This is a genomic window from Borborobacter xinjiangensis (assembly GCF_047739745.1).
Classification (GTDB): domain Bacteria; phylum Pseudomonadota; class Alphaproteobacteria; order Rhizobiales; family Rhizobiaceae; genus Pseudaminobacter.
Window position 1 is genome coordinate 1 of the sequence record NZ_JBLLVA010000012.1, and the last position, 14,158, is coordinate 14,158.

Consider the following 14,158-nt stretch of genomic DNA (forward strand, 5'->3'; position numbering starts at 1 on the left):
GCCCCTGCAGAAGGAGGCGATCCTGCCGGAGGATCTGATCGCCATGCTGGAAACGCTCGACCGGGGCTCGCTGCGCGGCCTGCGCGATCGCGCCATGCTGCTCGTCGGCTTTGCCGGGGCCTTGCGCCGCTCCGAGATTGTCGGGCTGGACGTCGGCCGCGACCAGACCGAGGACGGAAGCGGCTGGGTCGAAATCCTCGACAAGGGCATGCTGGTGACGCTGCGCGGCAAGACCGGCTGGCGCGAGGTCGAGATCGGCCGCGGCTCAACGGATGCGACCTGCCCGGTCGTGGCGCTTCAGACCTGGCTCTCGCTGGCCCGCATCGCCCATGGCCCGCTGTTCCGCCGCGTCACCGGACAGGGCAGGAAGACGGGCGCCGAGCGCCTCAATGCCCAGGAGGTCGCCCGCCTGGTAAAGCGCGCCGCGCTTGCCGCCGGTGTGCGTGGCGATCTTGCCCAGGGCGAGCGGGCGCAGAGTTTTGCCGGCCACTCGTTGCGCGCCGGCCTCGCCTCCTCGGCCGAGGTCGACGAGCGTTACGTGCAAAAGCAGCTCGGCCATGCCTCGGCCGAAATGACCCGCCGCTACCAGCGCCGCCGCGACCGCTTCCGTGTCAATCTCACCAAAGCAAGCGGGTTGTAGGTTGCGGCCAAAATCACGACAACGCCCCTCCTCTGCACCCAGGCGCTAAGTGTCATCAGTCTCAATATCGAGAACAGCTTACGATAGCGGCTGATAACGCGAGCGAACAGCAGCAAACGGTTTTAGGCTGCATGAGCACCGATGAGAATGTGGGAGCACGCCGGTACGCGCTTTATCCGCCAAGTAGAGAAATTGCCCGGCTGGGCCTGCGCAGGCTGCGCACATACCCGCCGGCATTGTCTGGTCTGTTCAGCCCTCCAATATGTTGCGGCTGAAATGATGGCCGCTGGGTGTCCGCCGAGGACGCGCATACTCTCGAAGTGAATTTCTCTAGCTATCCACTTGAGAAGGGCTTCCGTACCCTCGCTCGGGAGTTTTTTTCACATCGGTCTTGCCGAGTTAGCAGTTGTTTGTTTCACTCAGCCCTCGGAAACCTTGTCAGCTGACAAGGTTTCGCCGACATTCGAATTATTCCTGGCCTTCCTGAGCGAAGAATTTTTCCACCAGTGCCGGAAGTTCACCTTCTAGAAAGTGGGCAAACGCAGCGGCGTGCGGCTTCGATATCTTCAACTGCACCGCCGTTCCTGAATACAGCATCTTGCCAAAAGCCTCGCCTGACGGTGCCTTTATGAGCTGGGCTTCGGCAGATCCAGCCTGTGACGGTGATTGGGCCGCCGAGAACGCCAGACGAAACCGTTGATCCGACGGCTGAGCCAAAACCTTGTCAGCTGACAAGGTTTTGGTAATGCGCTCCACCGATTGCTTGTCGTCGTCTATGGCCCTGGCAAGTGCGACCCAGCGCGGACGACCGACCTTTTCTGCCCGGCCTATAATCTGGATGATCTCCAGAGGAACTGTCCGCATGACGTTCCTCATACGCGCCAGCTCAGGATCATCAATCGAGAGTGCGGCTCGAATGTCCTTCGCCTTGATGCCCGCCCCATCCATGCGCCATGCGAACAATGCCCTCTCGATCCAGCTCAAATCGACGCGAGCGGAGTTTTCGATACCCTGGACGACAACCAGTTCAGCATCAGTCAAATCTGCGAGGACAGCGCGAACCTTGATGCCCAGTTCGCGCGCGGCACGATGGCGCCTATGTCCGTAGACAACCTGATAACGGCCGTCCACTTGAGGGTGTCTCCGAACAGAGATCGGAACTTTCTGTCCGTCTTCGCCAAAACGTTTTTTGAACTCTAAAAACTGGAAATCGTCCGCATCCGGTAGGCGATCGGGAAACGGGGAGGGGTCCACCAGCTCCGGATCTAGTTCGAGAATGCCTCCGGCATCGACCAAAGCCTGTAGCCGGTTGTGCTCAAGTCGAAGCTCGTTCAAAGAACGCTGTGTCGCCCCGATTACGCCTGCGCCCACACGGGGGAGGTGCTGCTGCTGGGTGTCCGAGCGAGCCGATATGGCGTCCTCGGTCATGGGGGCAGGATCGGCGAAAGCGCCAAAGCTTGCCAGGATGGACTTACCGGCTCGTCTAGAACTCATTTTCGCCCCCAGCTACGGACAATCAGGTCCATGACCTGAGAATTTACCGCATCGATTGACTCGCGGGCACGCTTTACGGTTGCTGCCGAAACGTTGCCAGACTCGAGCTCATAGAGTGTGCGTTTGGCCAAGCCCGCCGTCTCGATCGCGGCACTTTCCACCGCTGTCGAAGTCAGAACGTCATTGCCAAAAAGGTGACGCAGCATCGAGACGACATGTACCTGGGAATGATCCATGGGATCGTGACGCGTCACGACATAGCGCAAGAAATCCTGATGCATATCGGCGCCCGCATCTCTGATGACCGAAATCAGATCTCCCATCATCAACAGGAACTGGCTCATCGACATTACATCGAGCATTGCCGGATGCACCGTGACCAACAGGCCTGTCGCGGCATAGATCGCACCCAATGTTAGAAATCCGAGGGAAGGGGGGGTGTCGAGGATCACGATGTCATAATTGTCTTCCACTTCGGACAATACGAGACGTAGCCGTTCGAAGAAAAGACTATCCGGGTCCGTCCGCCGGGACGCCAGCATTCGTGGCGTCTCGTGTTCATATTCCATCACCTCAATGTTTCCCGGAATCAGGTCTATTCCAGTGAAATAGGTCGTGCGGACGATTTCCTTGATTGGGCGTCTTTCTTCATCGTAGCGAAGCGCGGCATAGATGGTTTCGTTGTGGCGAACATCAATTTCCGGCTGTGCCCCGAACATCGCTGACAGCGATGCCTGAGGATCAAGGTCGATGGCAAGCACTCGATATCCATATAGTGCCAGATAGTGCGCCAGATGCGCACTGGTCGTCGTCTTCGCACTACCGCCCTTGAAATTTGCCACTGCGAGAATTTGCAAGTGCTCACCTTGCCTGCGATGAGGCAGGTACCTGAGCGCGTCGCCGGGTCTTTGCTCGGCAAAAAGCTTTCGCAGCTCATTTATCTGGGCCAAGGTGTAGGCGCGATGATTGTTTTCCAGCCGCGCGGGGAGGGGACCCTTTCCTTCGTTGGACATAAGCTTAAGCGTCGATTCCGGAATCAACGTCAACTTCGACACTTCGTGCGTCATGAAGTGTCGAAGGCCTTTTTGCGCATTTGGGGGATACATCTGCTCACGGCGCGCCTGAAGATGCTCAGACAGCGTCGTAGCGTGCCGCACAATCTTTTCGGCTGGATGTTCGTCCTGCGCCTTTGCCGCTGTGTACGCATTCATTATCGTCACTGTCCCTCTTTGTCGGCCTATCGGCGTTTTGTCGGCAAATAGCCGACAACGGGACACATTCTCGTTCAACATCCATTGCTTAATGGTTAACGGCCGGTTGCCTTCTTCCCGTGATGGCCGTCAAACAACAAGGTCGGGCGCTTCATGCATGTTTTCCGGCACTTAGAGGAGGCAGGCTCGGAACCTAACGAGTTGGGTCTCAAACAACGAACGTCTCAAGACAAAGTTGGGAGGCCACGAACCGCCGCCACGGACCGATATTGGCGTAAATTCGCGACTCAGCCGGACCCGGACAGCGCATGCGACTCAGCTGACCTTCTTCAGCCAGAATCCAGGTCCGGACAGATTGTTCGCCCAAACGAACGGACGCACTGCTGTCACGCAGTCGACGGACGCCTGGCCACCTCGCTTCTCGGAACGTTACACTAACAGATCCAGCAGCTGCTTGCTGTCCGACCGCCGTAGATTCTTCACGGCGGCCAGGAGGTCCCCGGTTCTGGAGCTGGCGTGGCAATCAAGATCGGCAAGCTTGGAGGCGATAGCTTCCGTACTCATTGGATTTGCCACATCTCCAACGGGGTAGTCGACCTGAACGCTTTGGTGCTTGCCATCGATCACCAGCGTGACCCGCGCGGGGGTGCGAGCAGGAAAGATGTTGTGAAAATCGGTAGATGAATAGTCGAGCCGTATCTTCTGGGCCAAGCCAAGAATACGCGAATCCTCAAGGCTATCTGGCTGAAGCGGTCGGAACCCGGAAGCTCCCGTTACGATTGCGAGAGCGGCCGCAAAGGGGATAGAAAACTGCGCATCCTCCAGGGAAGTAGGGGCTACGTTGTTGGGCAGCTTCTCCGCCTCCGGGAAGATTTCGACCGTAATGGATTGGAGTTGCGCCAAATTCCATCCACCTGCAGGTCTCAACTGCAAGATGGCATCGATCACGGGGTGCGTATATCGGCACGACGCATATGGTTTTTGGTAGGTTTCCGTGATCAGCCAGCGCACCGACAGGTCCTGGCAGATGGCTGCGACGTTATATGCCGCGGGTCTGTCGAGAAGATCGATCGACCCTGATGCACCTGCAGCCGCACGGGCTACCGCCACTGCAGCAGTAACCGTCGACCACGGGCTGCTACCCTTAACGGAACTGGCCAAGCAAGCACCCTGAGGCAGGTTCTGGGGTGCCTCCGCGCCAGCAATCGCAATCGCGTGCGCCATGCTGCTGTCCGATAAGCCATTCAACCTTCCAAGCGCAGCCGCGACGCCATAACAAGTCCAGATGCCGCTCGCGTAGCTGACTTGTTCGTATCGATGCCGACTTTGCCCAATCCTGAGTGCGACGTCATATCCAATGGCAATGGCTGCTAGGATGTCTTTTCCGGGCAGAGGCGGCGCTTTTTGACATTGCATCAGAACGGCTGGAACAATGGCGGCTCCCGGATGACCAGCCGCACCGCGATGCCCGTCGTCGATATCAAGAGCGCTAGCTGCTGCGCAATTTGCCAGAAGGGCGCCTAGAAAATGCATGGGATCGCTGTCGCAGAACCATGCCTTAAAGGCACCCTCACCAAAAATGTTGAGACCTGCACTTCGCATGCAGTGCGCGTTTTTTGTGCCGGCCCCACCAATAATGGCAGCGATCGTGTCGAGCAGCGCCCGCTCGGCTGCATCGAGGACCTGTTCTGGAACATCGTCAGTGGAAACACTCGAACAGAAATGCGCCAAGGTCTGCGATGTGTATTCCATAGGTGCTTTACCTTCTTCACGCTGCGAGATGACGTAGCGGACGCCCCGGTGCGATCGCTTCGGCCGCGCGGAGAATGGCGGCAGTATCCAGGCCATAGTGCCGGTATAATTCGCCTATCGTTCCCGTCTGCCCGAAGTGTTCTACCCCAAGTGAGCGAGTCCGATGGCCATGGACAGAACCTAGCCACGCAAGAGTGGCTGGGTGTCCATCCAGAATGGTGACAATTCCACAATGTGTCGGAACGCCCGCCAAAAGCCTTTCGACATGAGATTGGACCTCGCGGTTGCCCGCCTCTCTTTCCCGCCCTGCCGCTGTCCAGCCGGAATAGAGTCGGTCGGCAGATGTGATTGCGAGCAGCCCGATATCACGCCTGTCCTCGGCCAGTAGGCCAGCCGCACGGATCGCTTCCTGCGCTACAACTCCGGTGTAGGCGATGATGACCTCGGCATTGGGTCCCGGTCGCCTCAACCAGTAGCCGCCGCTCACGATATTCTTCTCGTCCCCCTCTGACAATTGACGCACCGGCTGTTCGAGTGGACGGGTCGACAGGCGCAGGTATACTGAACCGCCTGCATCATCTAAGAGCCAGGTTTCGGCGTTTCTGCTGGTTCCGCCAGAGCATTGCATGTAGTCGAAGCCGAACCGCATGATGACAGCCAGCTCATCAACGAAGGATGGCTCGAAGGAAGCGAGCCCGTCCTGTGCCAATCCTATCAGCGGCGTCGAGATCGATTGGTGCGCGCCTCCTTCGGGAGCGAGGGTTATGCCTGAGGGCGTCGCGGCGAGCATGAAGCGTGCATCCTGATAACAGGCGTAGTTCAATCCATCCAGAGAACGCTGGATGAAGGGATCATAGAGCGTGCCTACCGGAAACAGACGTTCACCAAACAACGAGTGCGACAAGCCGAATGCCGACAAAAGGGTCATAAGGTTCATTTCGGCAATGCCGAGTTCAACATGTTGACCGGCCGGGGACCCTTCCCACACAAAGGGCGATGCAATGCGTTCCTTTCGGAAGATGTCGTCTTCGTGTTGGCGGGCAAAAAGTCCACGCTTGTTGATCCATGGGCCTAGATTGGTAGACACGCTGACATCCGGCGATGTGGTCACGACACGCCGCGCGAAGTCCGTTTCCTGTCTGCCAATCTCGTTGAGGATCGAGCCAAAGGCTGCCTGGGTTGACTGAACGCGTTGTTGCGGAGCCGTAAGCCGCTGCGGAATAGCGATGGCATCTGCCTTACGATGCGAGCTTGCCTCGCAGCGCGCCGAAACTTCCTTGAGAAAAGCTTTCACCTCGGCTGCTGGCAGCGATAGACCCTCGAAGAGATCCCATTCGTGACCCTTCCTGATGTTCATGGAGGCCTGCAGTCCGCCGATCTGAGCGGGCGTTAACAAGCCGGCATGGTTATCCTTGTGACCGGCGAGGGGAAGCCCAAACCCCTTTATCGTATACGCAATGAAGCAGACGGGTCTGTCGCTGTCTCGATGCTTTCTGAACGTGTCAAGCAACGTCGCCAGATCATGGCCTGCAAGGTTTGTCATAAGGCAGGCCAGTTCATCGTCGGATCGGCGGTTGATGATATCGATCGCGCTGTTGCTGCCTTCCAGATCCTGGAGCAAACGCGAGCGCCAGGCTCCGCCTCCCTGGTAGGTCAGAGCAGAATAGACCTGATTTGGACATTCATCGATCCACTGGCGCAACCTGTCGCCGCCAGGTTCCAGAAATGCCTGCTGAAGCAGTGAGCCATACTTGAGCAGTTCCACCTGCCATCCGAAAGAGGTGAAGACCGCTTGCAATCTTTCGCAAAGCCCCTCCTGGATAACTGCATCGAGGCTTTGACGATTGTAATCTATGATCCACCAGGTATTTCTCAGGCCGTGTTTGCGTCCTTCGACCAAGGCTTCAAAGACGTTTCCCTCGTCCATTTCAGCGTCGCCGAGAAGCGCGATCATCCGCCCTTCCGGTCGGGAGACTGCCCAGTCCTTCGCCTGAACATAGTCCTGGGCGATGGAAGCAAAAAGCGTCTGTGCCACACCAAGCCCTACCGAACCGGTGGAAAAGTCGACTCCTGTCGTGTCCTTGGTTCGCGACGGATAGGACTGCGCGCCTTTATAGCCTCGAAAGTTTTCGAGCTTTTCGCGCGTCTGGCTCCCAAGCAGATACTTGATCGCATGATATGCAGGGCTGGCATGGGGTTTGACTGCAACGCGATCCTGCGCACGAAGGATGTCGAAATAGAGCGCTGTCATGATTGTAACCAGGGATGCCGAGGAAGCCTGGTGCCCTCCGACCTTGATCCCGTCCTCGTGGGGTCGAATATGGTTGGCGTGGTGGACCATCCAGGCGGCGAGCCACAGCACCTTGCGTTCAAGCTGTTCCAGGATTGTCAATTCATTCATTTCAGTCATCCTCCTCAACAACGCCGAGGCTAGCGTGACTGCATTGGAGAGCGGTGCTAAAGTTGAGCGGAAAAAGCCACCCAATTGGCGACTCCTGCCAATTGCGATAGAAAAATTGGTGAAATCTGCTAATGCACGATTTGGACGACATAGACCGAAAAATCATTTCCGCACTGCAGTCGGATGGCAGGCTGTCGATCCTTGCCCTCTCGGAAATTGTCAGCCTGTCGGCATCGCCATGCGCGCGACGTGTCCGATTGCTTGAAGAGGCAGGTGTCATCAGCGGTTACGTCGCAGTGGTCGATCAGGCGAAAGTCGGCCTGCCCATCAGCGTATTTGCATCGATCAAACTTGAGCGCCAACGGGAAGAAGAACTGGACAGGTTTTCGCAAGCTGTTTGCCGATGGCCGGAAGTGGTCGACTGCTTTTTGATGACGGGACAAAGAGACTATCTCTTGCGCGTCGTCGTTAAGGATCTTGAAGCTTACGAGCGCTTTCTGAAGGACAAGCTTACGCGGCTCGATGGTGTTGCATCCATTGAATCGAGCTTCGCCCTGGGTCACGTGAAAAGGTCCAATATGTTGCCGATCGTTGCCGATGGCAGGCGCGCCTAGAGAAGGCATTAGAGCGGCCCGCCGCACATTACGGCATCACACATTCAGCTCCAGTACCAGAATTCAGCGAGTGAAATCGCACTGCCTCTCTGTTCGAATGAATCAATCGTTGCGACAGGCAGATGCAATGAAGAAGCCGCTCTCACACACCAGCCTTGCAGCGTCTTCCGTTCCGGATGCCGCAGACAGGGTCGTCCAATCGGGACCGGGAATAGGCGAGGGCTGGGCTATCGCCCACCACGGCGAATTGCTGCAAGGCGTGTTCGAGAGTCACGATGGTCGACTTCATCGTGGTCTTGTCACTTTGCCGATGCCGGCCTTGCAAACCCACGCAGTAGCGCACCTGGATGGCGCCTCCGATATCTACGTCGAGCCCCCCGATCGCCACAAGGCTGCCCATGCTGCTTCAATTGTACTCGGCCATCTCGGTTGTCATGAAGGAGGGCGCCTCACGCTCGACAGCAGGATAGCTGTTGGGCACGGCTATGGGTCCTCTACCGCCGATGTGGTGGCCACGATCCGCGCGGTTGCTGCGGCCAAGGACGTAGCTTTGCCACGGCAGACAATTGCCGAGCTCGCAGTCCAGGCAGAAGGCGCCAGTGATGCCATTGTCTACGACGACCAAGCGATCTTGTTTGCCCACCGAGAGGGCTCGATACTCGAACATTTCGGGCCATCCCTCCCGCCGCTGCTCGTCGTTGGCTTAACAGAGCCGGGCGTAAAAGAAGTCAACACCTTGCGTTTTCCCCGTGCCCGCTATGGCAGTGAAGAAATACAGGTTTTCAAGGTGCTTAGGGGATTGATGCGGCGCGCTGTCGACCAACAGAACCCATGGCTTGCCGGGCGGGTAGCGACAGTAAGTGCGCATATCAATCAGCGCTACCTTCCCAAACCACAGCTGGCAGCGGTGCAGGAGATTGCTGAGCACCATCGCGCTTGCGGTGTCCAGGTTGCCCACAGCGGTACGGCAATGGGTATCCTGCTGGACCCGGCAATGAGAAACGCGGCGCGGCGTGCTCGCGAAATTGCCCAAGCGGCAACAGCTATAGGACTTGAAGCTCATCAAATCTTCCTGATCAATGCCGAGAAGCCGAGCCGATGAGCTCTAACACTGAATACCTGCGCGCTTGCGAGAGTCCGCGGTTTGCCAAACTGGCGCCCAACCTGCATGCTGCCTGCTTTCATCTCATGAAGCTTCAGCCTGCTCGCTACATTATCGAGCGGGCAGCCGCCTCGGGTCAGCTTGTACCGAGAGGGCGCATTGTCGAGACGACGTCGGGAACATTCGGGCTAGCCCTTGCCATGGTGGCTGCAACATTTGGCTACGATCTTACCCTGATCACTGCCTCAAGTTTGGTCGGTCCTTCCTTCATTCATCGCCTGGAAAAACTTGGCGTCGAGGTAATCGTCACGAACGATATCCGAGGCGACGGCAATCAAGTTGGTCGCCTTGAGCGGCTTCGCGAAGTAATGGCCGCTCATCCGCAATCCTACTGGCCGCAGCAGTATCACAATCCGGAGAACGCTTTGGCCTATGCGTCGTTTGCTGAGGAAATTGCGCGATCAATCGGCAGGGTAGACTACCTTGTCGGCTGCGTAGGATCAGGTGGGTCGCTGTGCGGTACGGGAGGATTTCTGCGGCACCTCTTTCCCACCTTGCAGGTAGTAGCAGTCGACACGCAGGGAAGCGTTCTTTTCGGGCAACGTGCACGCAAGCGCTTGTTGCGAGGGCTGGGCAACTCCATCCTACCCGCCAATCTCCGTCATCAGATCGTGGACGAGGTTCATTGGGTCGGTGCGCTTCCTGCTTTTTGTGAGACCCATGCGCTCTATCGGACGCATGGCATCTTCATGGGCCCGACCAGTGGGGCGGCAGTCTTGGTCGCAAGGTGGGTTTCGGCAAGCCATCCCGAAGCCGTCACGCTGGCGATCCTTCCTGATGAAGGCCACCGCTACCTGGAGACAGTCTACAATGATGACTGGCTGGCCCGGGTGCCCGGCTGGCCGATGCGGCCACCGAAAAATCCTGTGACTCTCACGCGCATCCAGAACACTGGAGAAACGGATTGGACACGCTTTTTGTGGCGACGTCGTTCACTGGGAAAGCTTGCACCTTAGACAGGGTTCTCAAAGTGATTTCGTCGGTAAAGGCTCTCAAGCCAAGCCATGGCATCATGAACTGAAACAAATGGCTTGGGGTCTGCCGCAGCTGCCTCAGCTGACCTATCAAGATCCTTCAACCCACTCGCAGTGACAATAGCAACCACCTTGTTCTCTCGTGCAATTATTCCCCGCTGTTTTAAGGATGCGATAGCTGACAAGGGCGTTACAGATGCCAGTTCCGCCAGGATACCCTCGCGCCGAGCCAGCTCCTCTTGCAGGGCGATGAGGTGATTGTTGTCGACGCTCACTGCGACACCATTGGATGCCCGCAAGGCAGCTAAAGCCTGGTAGGTGCTACGTTTGGCACCAATCGATACGGCGAGCGTTTCGAATTTTGCCGGCGCCTCGACGATAACATCGGAGTCCACTTTCAGTGTCGCCCCTAGGGACCCATGCACCTCGGCAGCGACAAAGCGCGGCAAGGCGCTGATTTCACCCGCCTTCAGCAATTCAGCAAACCCTTGCCAGAGGCCGACGAGCGCGTCTCCATAACAAACCGGAAGCGCGCACCAATCGGGAGCAATACCGCCAAGTTGCGCAACAAGTTCATAGGCAATGGTTTTGTAACCGGCGATGCCTGCGGGATGACTGCCGACTACCGGTTCGTGGAAAGGCGACGTGACGAACCAGCCCAATTCCTGGCTGGCTTTTTGCAGCAGGGGCCATCTGTCGGCCTTGTTGGCGAGCGTCAGGACGGTTGCGCCGTATTTCCGGACCTGCGCCAGCATAGGGGTCCCGATGCCAGCAAAGGTGACGACGACGCAGTCGAGCCCTCCCTTGGCCGCGTAGGCCGCGAGCGAGGCACCCGCATTGCCCGACGAGGCCGTTGCAACAACCCGGGCACCAGACAGGCGCGCCATTGAGACGGCGACTGTCGAAAAACGATCCTTGTGAGACCACGTCGGATTCCTGCCCTCGTCCTTGATGTAAAGCTGGTCCAGTCCGAATTCCTGCCCCAGTTGATCTGCTCTCAGCAGGGGTGTCAGTCCTTCGCCGAGGGAGATTGCCTTTTCGATCTCGCAGGGGAGCCTGTCGGCGTATCGCCAGAGCGAAGGCGTGTCGCCTCCCGGCAACCTCGTATCATCTGTCGAAATGACCTGCAGGTTTGATGCTGCGTCAGCAAAACAATGTGGACAGCCGCGGGAATCGATGTGCACATCAAACGGGAACGACGTTCCACAGCGGATACAGACGTATAGATGGGCACGGCCGATTGCTACGCCTTCACAGGCTTTCCCAATTGCTGTCATGGATTGATTAACTTCCCCCGCTGGTCGGGATTCGCGTGTTGCGAACCAGCAGAGATCCTTGCTGCACGTTACGTTTAAACGTCTGCAATGAACCAGTCGCGGCTGGGCATGTCAATGTAAAATGTTCACTATAGTGTGTCGCATTAAAGTGTACACGCCGCTGATTTGCCCTGATGGGCATTCGCGCGATTGTAGGCTTCAACGTACCGAGATTGCGGCGTGAGCGGGGACTGTCCCAAGAGGAACTCTCCTTCCGTTCCGGCTTCACACGAGCATATCTAAGTGGTCTTGAAGCTGGCCGTCGAAACCCGACGATCGATTCGCTTTCGAAACTAGCCCAGGCGCTGGACACCGAGATCGAAGAACTTATCCGACCCCCGTTTGCCGAAGCGAACCAGAAAACGCGCAACGGAAACGGCGGTTAGTCCGCGCGCTTTTCACCTTTTACTTGCGTCGGAGGGTTGGCAATCAGGCGTTGGAAGTCGACTCCTAACGCCACTGCCAGGACTTCCACGGTGTCGATGGTTGGGGAATTCTGTTCTCTTTCCAGCTTGCCGACGTAGTTCCGATCAAGGCCAGCCAATCTTGCCAGCTTTTCCTGAGACAAGGCGGAGCGTTGGCGTAATAACCGAAGGTTTCGGGCGAATACGGATCTCATTTTCATGAGATAAGGCCGCCCAACGAATACTGTTTTCGCCACCTACTTTAGTAATCATTCGGATGCGGAACCCTTGTCCGACAAACAGGCACGGACCTATTGCTATCAGGATACAAAATGGCCCGGCTCCGCATTGATGAACGAGAATGAACTGCTTGGCATCCTGAAGACGGTTCGAGAGATCGACGACGCGACGGATATCGACAACATAGTCGCTACGTTCTGTAATGCTTTGAAACGTTTTGGCCTTACCGCCTGCCTTGTCACCAACCTACCGCGCCCGTCTGATCGACGCTGGTACGAGCGGGTTATTTTCAATGGTTGGCCAATCGATTGGTATGATCGTTACACATCACGCCAACACTACCGCTTCGACCCATGCGCGGCCAAATCCCGGAACACGGCTTATCCGTTCGTCTGGAATGACATCGTGCACTGTGATCTTGCACCGCCAGCCCGCCGCGTGATGGACGAGGCGGCCGAACTTGGCCTTCGCAACGGCATTTGCGTTCCCATCCACGCTCCTTTCAGGGAACCGGCGGTCGTAACGGCAGCGGGATTGTCTCCCGAACTCTCACCATCGTGCGTTCGGATGATAGCATTGCTTGCAAGGGAGGCGTTCCGGGCCGTCTCGCGGGTCGGCGAAGACACAGAAGACAACGCATCAATACTGTCAAAACGCGAGTGTGAAATCCTGCAGTGGACGGTTCTCGGCAAGACTGCCTGGGAAATTTCATGCATCTTGAACGTGTCCGAGCACACGATCGCCACTCACCTGCGCAATATACGGCGGAAGCTCGATACAGCCAATATTGCGCATGCTGTCGTCGAGGCGCTACGCCGGCAGTTGATACAGCTTTAGGCTCGCCGGAGATTGGACGGACGCCCGCTGGCGATCCGGCCCTGCAACGCATATGCTTCTCACCGACAAGGCGGCCGCCAAAATGGCGTTGCGTTAGCCCGGTGTGATCCAGAGCGATCGCCCTGAGCACGCTTCGGATAAGGTAGCGCTGAACTTCGATCGCAAGTCTTGGGCGGGGTGGACGCGCCCAACTTAGGAGGGAGAAGATCTGTAATTCTGTTCTCCGATTTGCGACGGACAATCCCAGAATCTCGGTATGGCCAACACGCTGCCCAGACAAGAAACATGGCTGCAGGAGCTTGCTATGTTTCAAGTGCACATTGTCGACCAAAGCAACCAGACTGCTTACGCATCCTATATCGAGCAAATGTACCGGCTGCGATATGAGATTTATGTCAAGGAACGAGGCTGGCAGGAACTTGATCGCCCGGACAAACGGGAGATTGACGCCTTCGACACCTCAGATGCTGTCTATCTTCTGGGAATTTTGCCTGGCAGAGGTGTGGTGGCAGGATCTCGTTTAGTCCCCACGATCAGTCCACATCTCCTGAATGACGTTTTTCCGATGCTTGTCGAAGGAGAGGTTCCGCGCGCTTCGGATATCTTCGAATGGACCCGCATCTTTGTCGCGAAGGATTTTCGCGAACGAGGTCGGCCCAGCAAGGCGGCCGGAATGATGTATTGCGCCATTCTCGAGCACTGCTTGCGCAATAGCATTAGCCACGTGACGATTGTGTGCGAGCAATTCTGGGTAGCACGCCTGAGCGAACTCGGCTGGCGTCCTAAGCAACTTGGAAGGGCAGTCGAACGAGGCGGTGAGTCGTTAGTGGGGCTGATGGTAGAGATGTCTACTCACGCGCTCGTCACGACCCGCAAGTTCTACACGATCAACCAATCCTGTCTGGCGGATCCAACAAACCCGTTCGCGTCAAAACCATAGAGTATGGAGACCTGCTCGACAATGCAGTGTGCGGATACTTCAGTGTCCGCGGCAATGAGTTACGCGATAGAACGGCACCAGCGCTGCTCCTTGCGGCTCCATTCGCTGATGACCGGACCTGGCGTCGGGACTTCTTCCTTGAAGCGTTCGAGTATTCAAGTGGCCCGTGCATT

At 57.2% G+C, this 14,158-nt stretch carries 13 protein-coding genes; 7 read left to right on the top strand and 6 right to left on the bottom strand.

The features are described 5' to 3' along the window. Positions 1-640 (top strand): site-specific integrase (locus tag ACLKMW_RS14060; RefSeq protein ID WP_415725086.1); only part of this gene is annotated, 640 nt, incomplete at its 5' end. Positions 641-1,108: 468 nt separating this feature from the next. On the opposite strand, the gene repB is transcribed toward ACLKMW_RS14060, so the two are convergent. The 4 genes from repB to ACLKMW_RS14080 form a co-directional block, all read right to left on the bottom strand. Then, on the bottom strand, positions 1,109-2,134 hold the full coding sequence (gene repB / locus ACLKMW_RS14065; protein WP_415725087.1) for a plasmid partitioning protein RepB: 1,026 nt from the start codon (positions 2,132-2,134) through the stop codon (positions 1,109-1,111). After that, entirely contained in the window at positions 2,131-3,345 is a 1,215-nt protein-coding gene (gene repA, locus ACLKMW_RS14070; protein WP_415725088.1) for a plasmid partitioning protein RepA, read from the bottom strand. The genes repB and repA overlap by 4 nt, the downstream gene beginning before the upstream one ends. A gap of 429 nt (positions 3,346-3,774) precedes the next feature. Continuing rightward, positions 3,775-5,097 carry an MmgE/PrpD family protein gene (locus ACLKMW_RS14075; RefSeq protein ID WP_415725089.1) on the bottom strand — a complete coding sequence of 441 codons (1,323 nt, stop codon included), beginning with the start codon at positions 5,095-5,097 and terminating at the stop codon, positions 3,775-3,777. A gap of 16 nt (positions 5,098-5,113) precedes the next feature. Further along, positions 5,114-7,507 (bottom strand): transketolase, encoded by a 2,394-nt coding sequence (locus ACLKMW_RS14080; RefSeq protein WP_415725222.1) that lies wholly within the window; start codon positions 7,505-7,507, stop codon positions 5,114-5,116. Between the two features lie 122 nt (positions 7,508-7,629). Here ACLKMW_RS14080 and ACLKMW_RS14085 point away from each other — a divergent pair, with 122 nt between their 5' ends. The 3 genes from ACLKMW_RS14085 to ACLKMW_RS14095 all read left to right on the top strand — a co-directional run bounded on the left by ACLKMW_RS14085 (position 7,630) and on the right by ACLKMW_RS14095 (position 10,230). Then, positions 7,630-8,112 carry an Lrp/AsnC family transcriptional regulator gene (locus ACLKMW_RS14085; protein ID WP_415725090.1) on the top strand — a complete coding sequence of 161 codons (483 nt, stop codon included), beginning with the start codon at positions 7,630-7,632 and terminating at the stop codon, positions 8,110-8,112. Between the two features lie 127 nt (positions 8,113-8,239). Continuing rightward, entirely contained in the window at positions 8,240-9,214 is a 975-nt protein-coding gene (locus tag ACLKMW_RS14090; protein WP_415725091.1) for a GHMP family kinase ATP-binding protein, read from the top strand. Beyond that, a complete protein-coding gene (locus ACLKMW_RS14095) occupies positions 9,211-10,230 on the top strand; it encodes a cysteine synthase family protein (RefSeq protein WP_415725092.1) in 1,020 nt (339 codons plus the stop codon). The genes ACLKMW_RS14090 and ACLKMW_RS14095 overlap by 4 nt, the downstream gene beginning before the upstream one ends. Here the strand turns inward: ACLKMW_RS14095 and ACLKMW_RS14100 are convergent. Further along, positions 10,227-11,525, bottom strand: a complete 1,299-nt coding sequence (locus ACLKMW_RS14100; RefSeq protein WP_415725093.1) for a threonine synthase — start codon at positions 11,523-11,525, stop codon at positions 10,227-10,229. The two genes, ACLKMW_RS14095 and ACLKMW_RS14100, sit on opposite strands and share 4 nt — an antisense overlap. 173 nt (positions 11,526-11,698) lie before the next feature. Here ACLKMW_RS14100 and ACLKMW_RS14105 point away from each other — a divergent pair, with 173 nt between their 5' ends. Next, positions 11,699-11,950 (top strand): helix-turn-helix domain-containing protein, encoded by a 252-nt coding sequence (locus ACLKMW_RS14105; protein WP_415725094.1) that lies wholly within the window; start codon positions 11,699-11,701, stop codon positions 11,948-11,950. Here the strand turns inward: ACLKMW_RS14105 and ACLKMW_RS14110 are convergent. Further along, on the bottom strand, positions 11,947-12,189 hold the full coding sequence (locus ACLKMW_RS14110; RefSeq protein ID WP_415725095.1) for a helix-turn-helix domain-containing protein: 243 nt from the start codon (positions 12,187-12,189) through the stop codon (positions 11,947-11,949). The two genes, ACLKMW_RS14105 and ACLKMW_RS14110, sit on opposite strands and share 4 nt — an antisense overlap. Positions 12,190-12,256: 67 nt before the next feature. Between ACLKMW_RS14110 and ACLKMW_RS14115 the strand changes: the two genes are divergently transcribed. Both ACLKMW_RS14115 and ACLKMW_RS14120 read left to right on the top strand, forming a co-directional pair. After that, positions 12,257-13,045: an autoinducer binding domain-containing protein gene (locus ACLKMW_RS14115; protein ID WP_415725096.1), complete on the top strand. Its 789-nt coding sequence runs from the start codon at positions 12,257-12,259 to the stop codon at positions 13,043-13,045. Between the two features lie 256 nt (positions 13,046-13,301). Further along, a complete protein-coding gene (locus ACLKMW_RS14120) occupies positions 13,302-13,985 on the top strand; it encodes an acyl-homoserine-lactone synthase (RefSeq protein ID WP_415725097.1) in 684 nt (227 codons plus the stop codon). Positions 13,986-14,158: the final 173 nt, after the last annotated feature.

Excerpts from the sequence above, each read along its gene's own strand:
- repB (WP_415725087.1), bottom strand. The coding sequence starts at position 2,134 with ATGAGTTCTAGACGAGCCGGTAAGTCCATCCTGGCAAGCTTTGGCGCT.
- repA (WP_415725088.1), bottom strand. The coding sequence starts at position 3,345 with ATGAATGCGTACACAGCGGCAAAGGCGCAGGACGAACATCCAGCCGAA.
- ACLKMW_RS14075 (WP_415725089.1), bottom strand. The coding sequence starts at position 5,097 with ATGGAATACACATCGCAGACCTTGGCGCATTTCTGTTCGAGTGTTTCC.
- ACLKMW_RS14080 (WP_415725222.1), bottom strand. The coding sequence starts at position 7,507 with ATGACTGAAATGAATGAATTGACAATCCTGGAACAGCTTGAACGCAAG.
- ACLKMW_RS14085 (WP_415725090.1), top strand. The coding sequence starts at position 7,630 with ATGCACGATTTGGACGACATAGACCGAAAAATCATTTCCGCACTGCAG.
- ACLKMW_RS14090 (WP_415725091.1), top strand. The coding sequence starts at position 8,240 with ATGAAGAAGCCGCTCTCACACACCAGCCTTGCAGCGTCTTCCGTTCCG.
- ACLKMW_RS14095 (WP_415725092.1), top strand. The coding sequence starts at position 9,211 with ATGAGCTCTAACACTGAATACCTGCGCGCTTGCGAGAGTCCGCGGTTT.
- ACLKMW_RS14100 (WP_415725093.1), bottom strand. The coding sequence starts at position 11,525 with ATGACAGCAATTGGGAAAGCCTGTGAAGGCGTAGCAATCGGCCGTGCC.
- ACLKMW_RS14105 (WP_415725094.1), top strand. The coding sequence starts at position 11,699 with ATGGGCATTCGCGCGATTGTAGGCTTCAACGTACCGAGATTGCGGCGT.
- ACLKMW_RS14110 (WP_415725095.1), bottom strand. The coding sequence starts at position 12,189 with ATGAAAATGAGATCCGTATTCGCCCGAAACCTTCGGTTATTACGCCAA.
- ACLKMW_RS14120 (WP_415725097.1), top strand. The coding sequence starts at position 13,302 with ATGGCCAACACGCTGCCCAGACAAGAAACATGGCTGCAGGAGCTTGCT.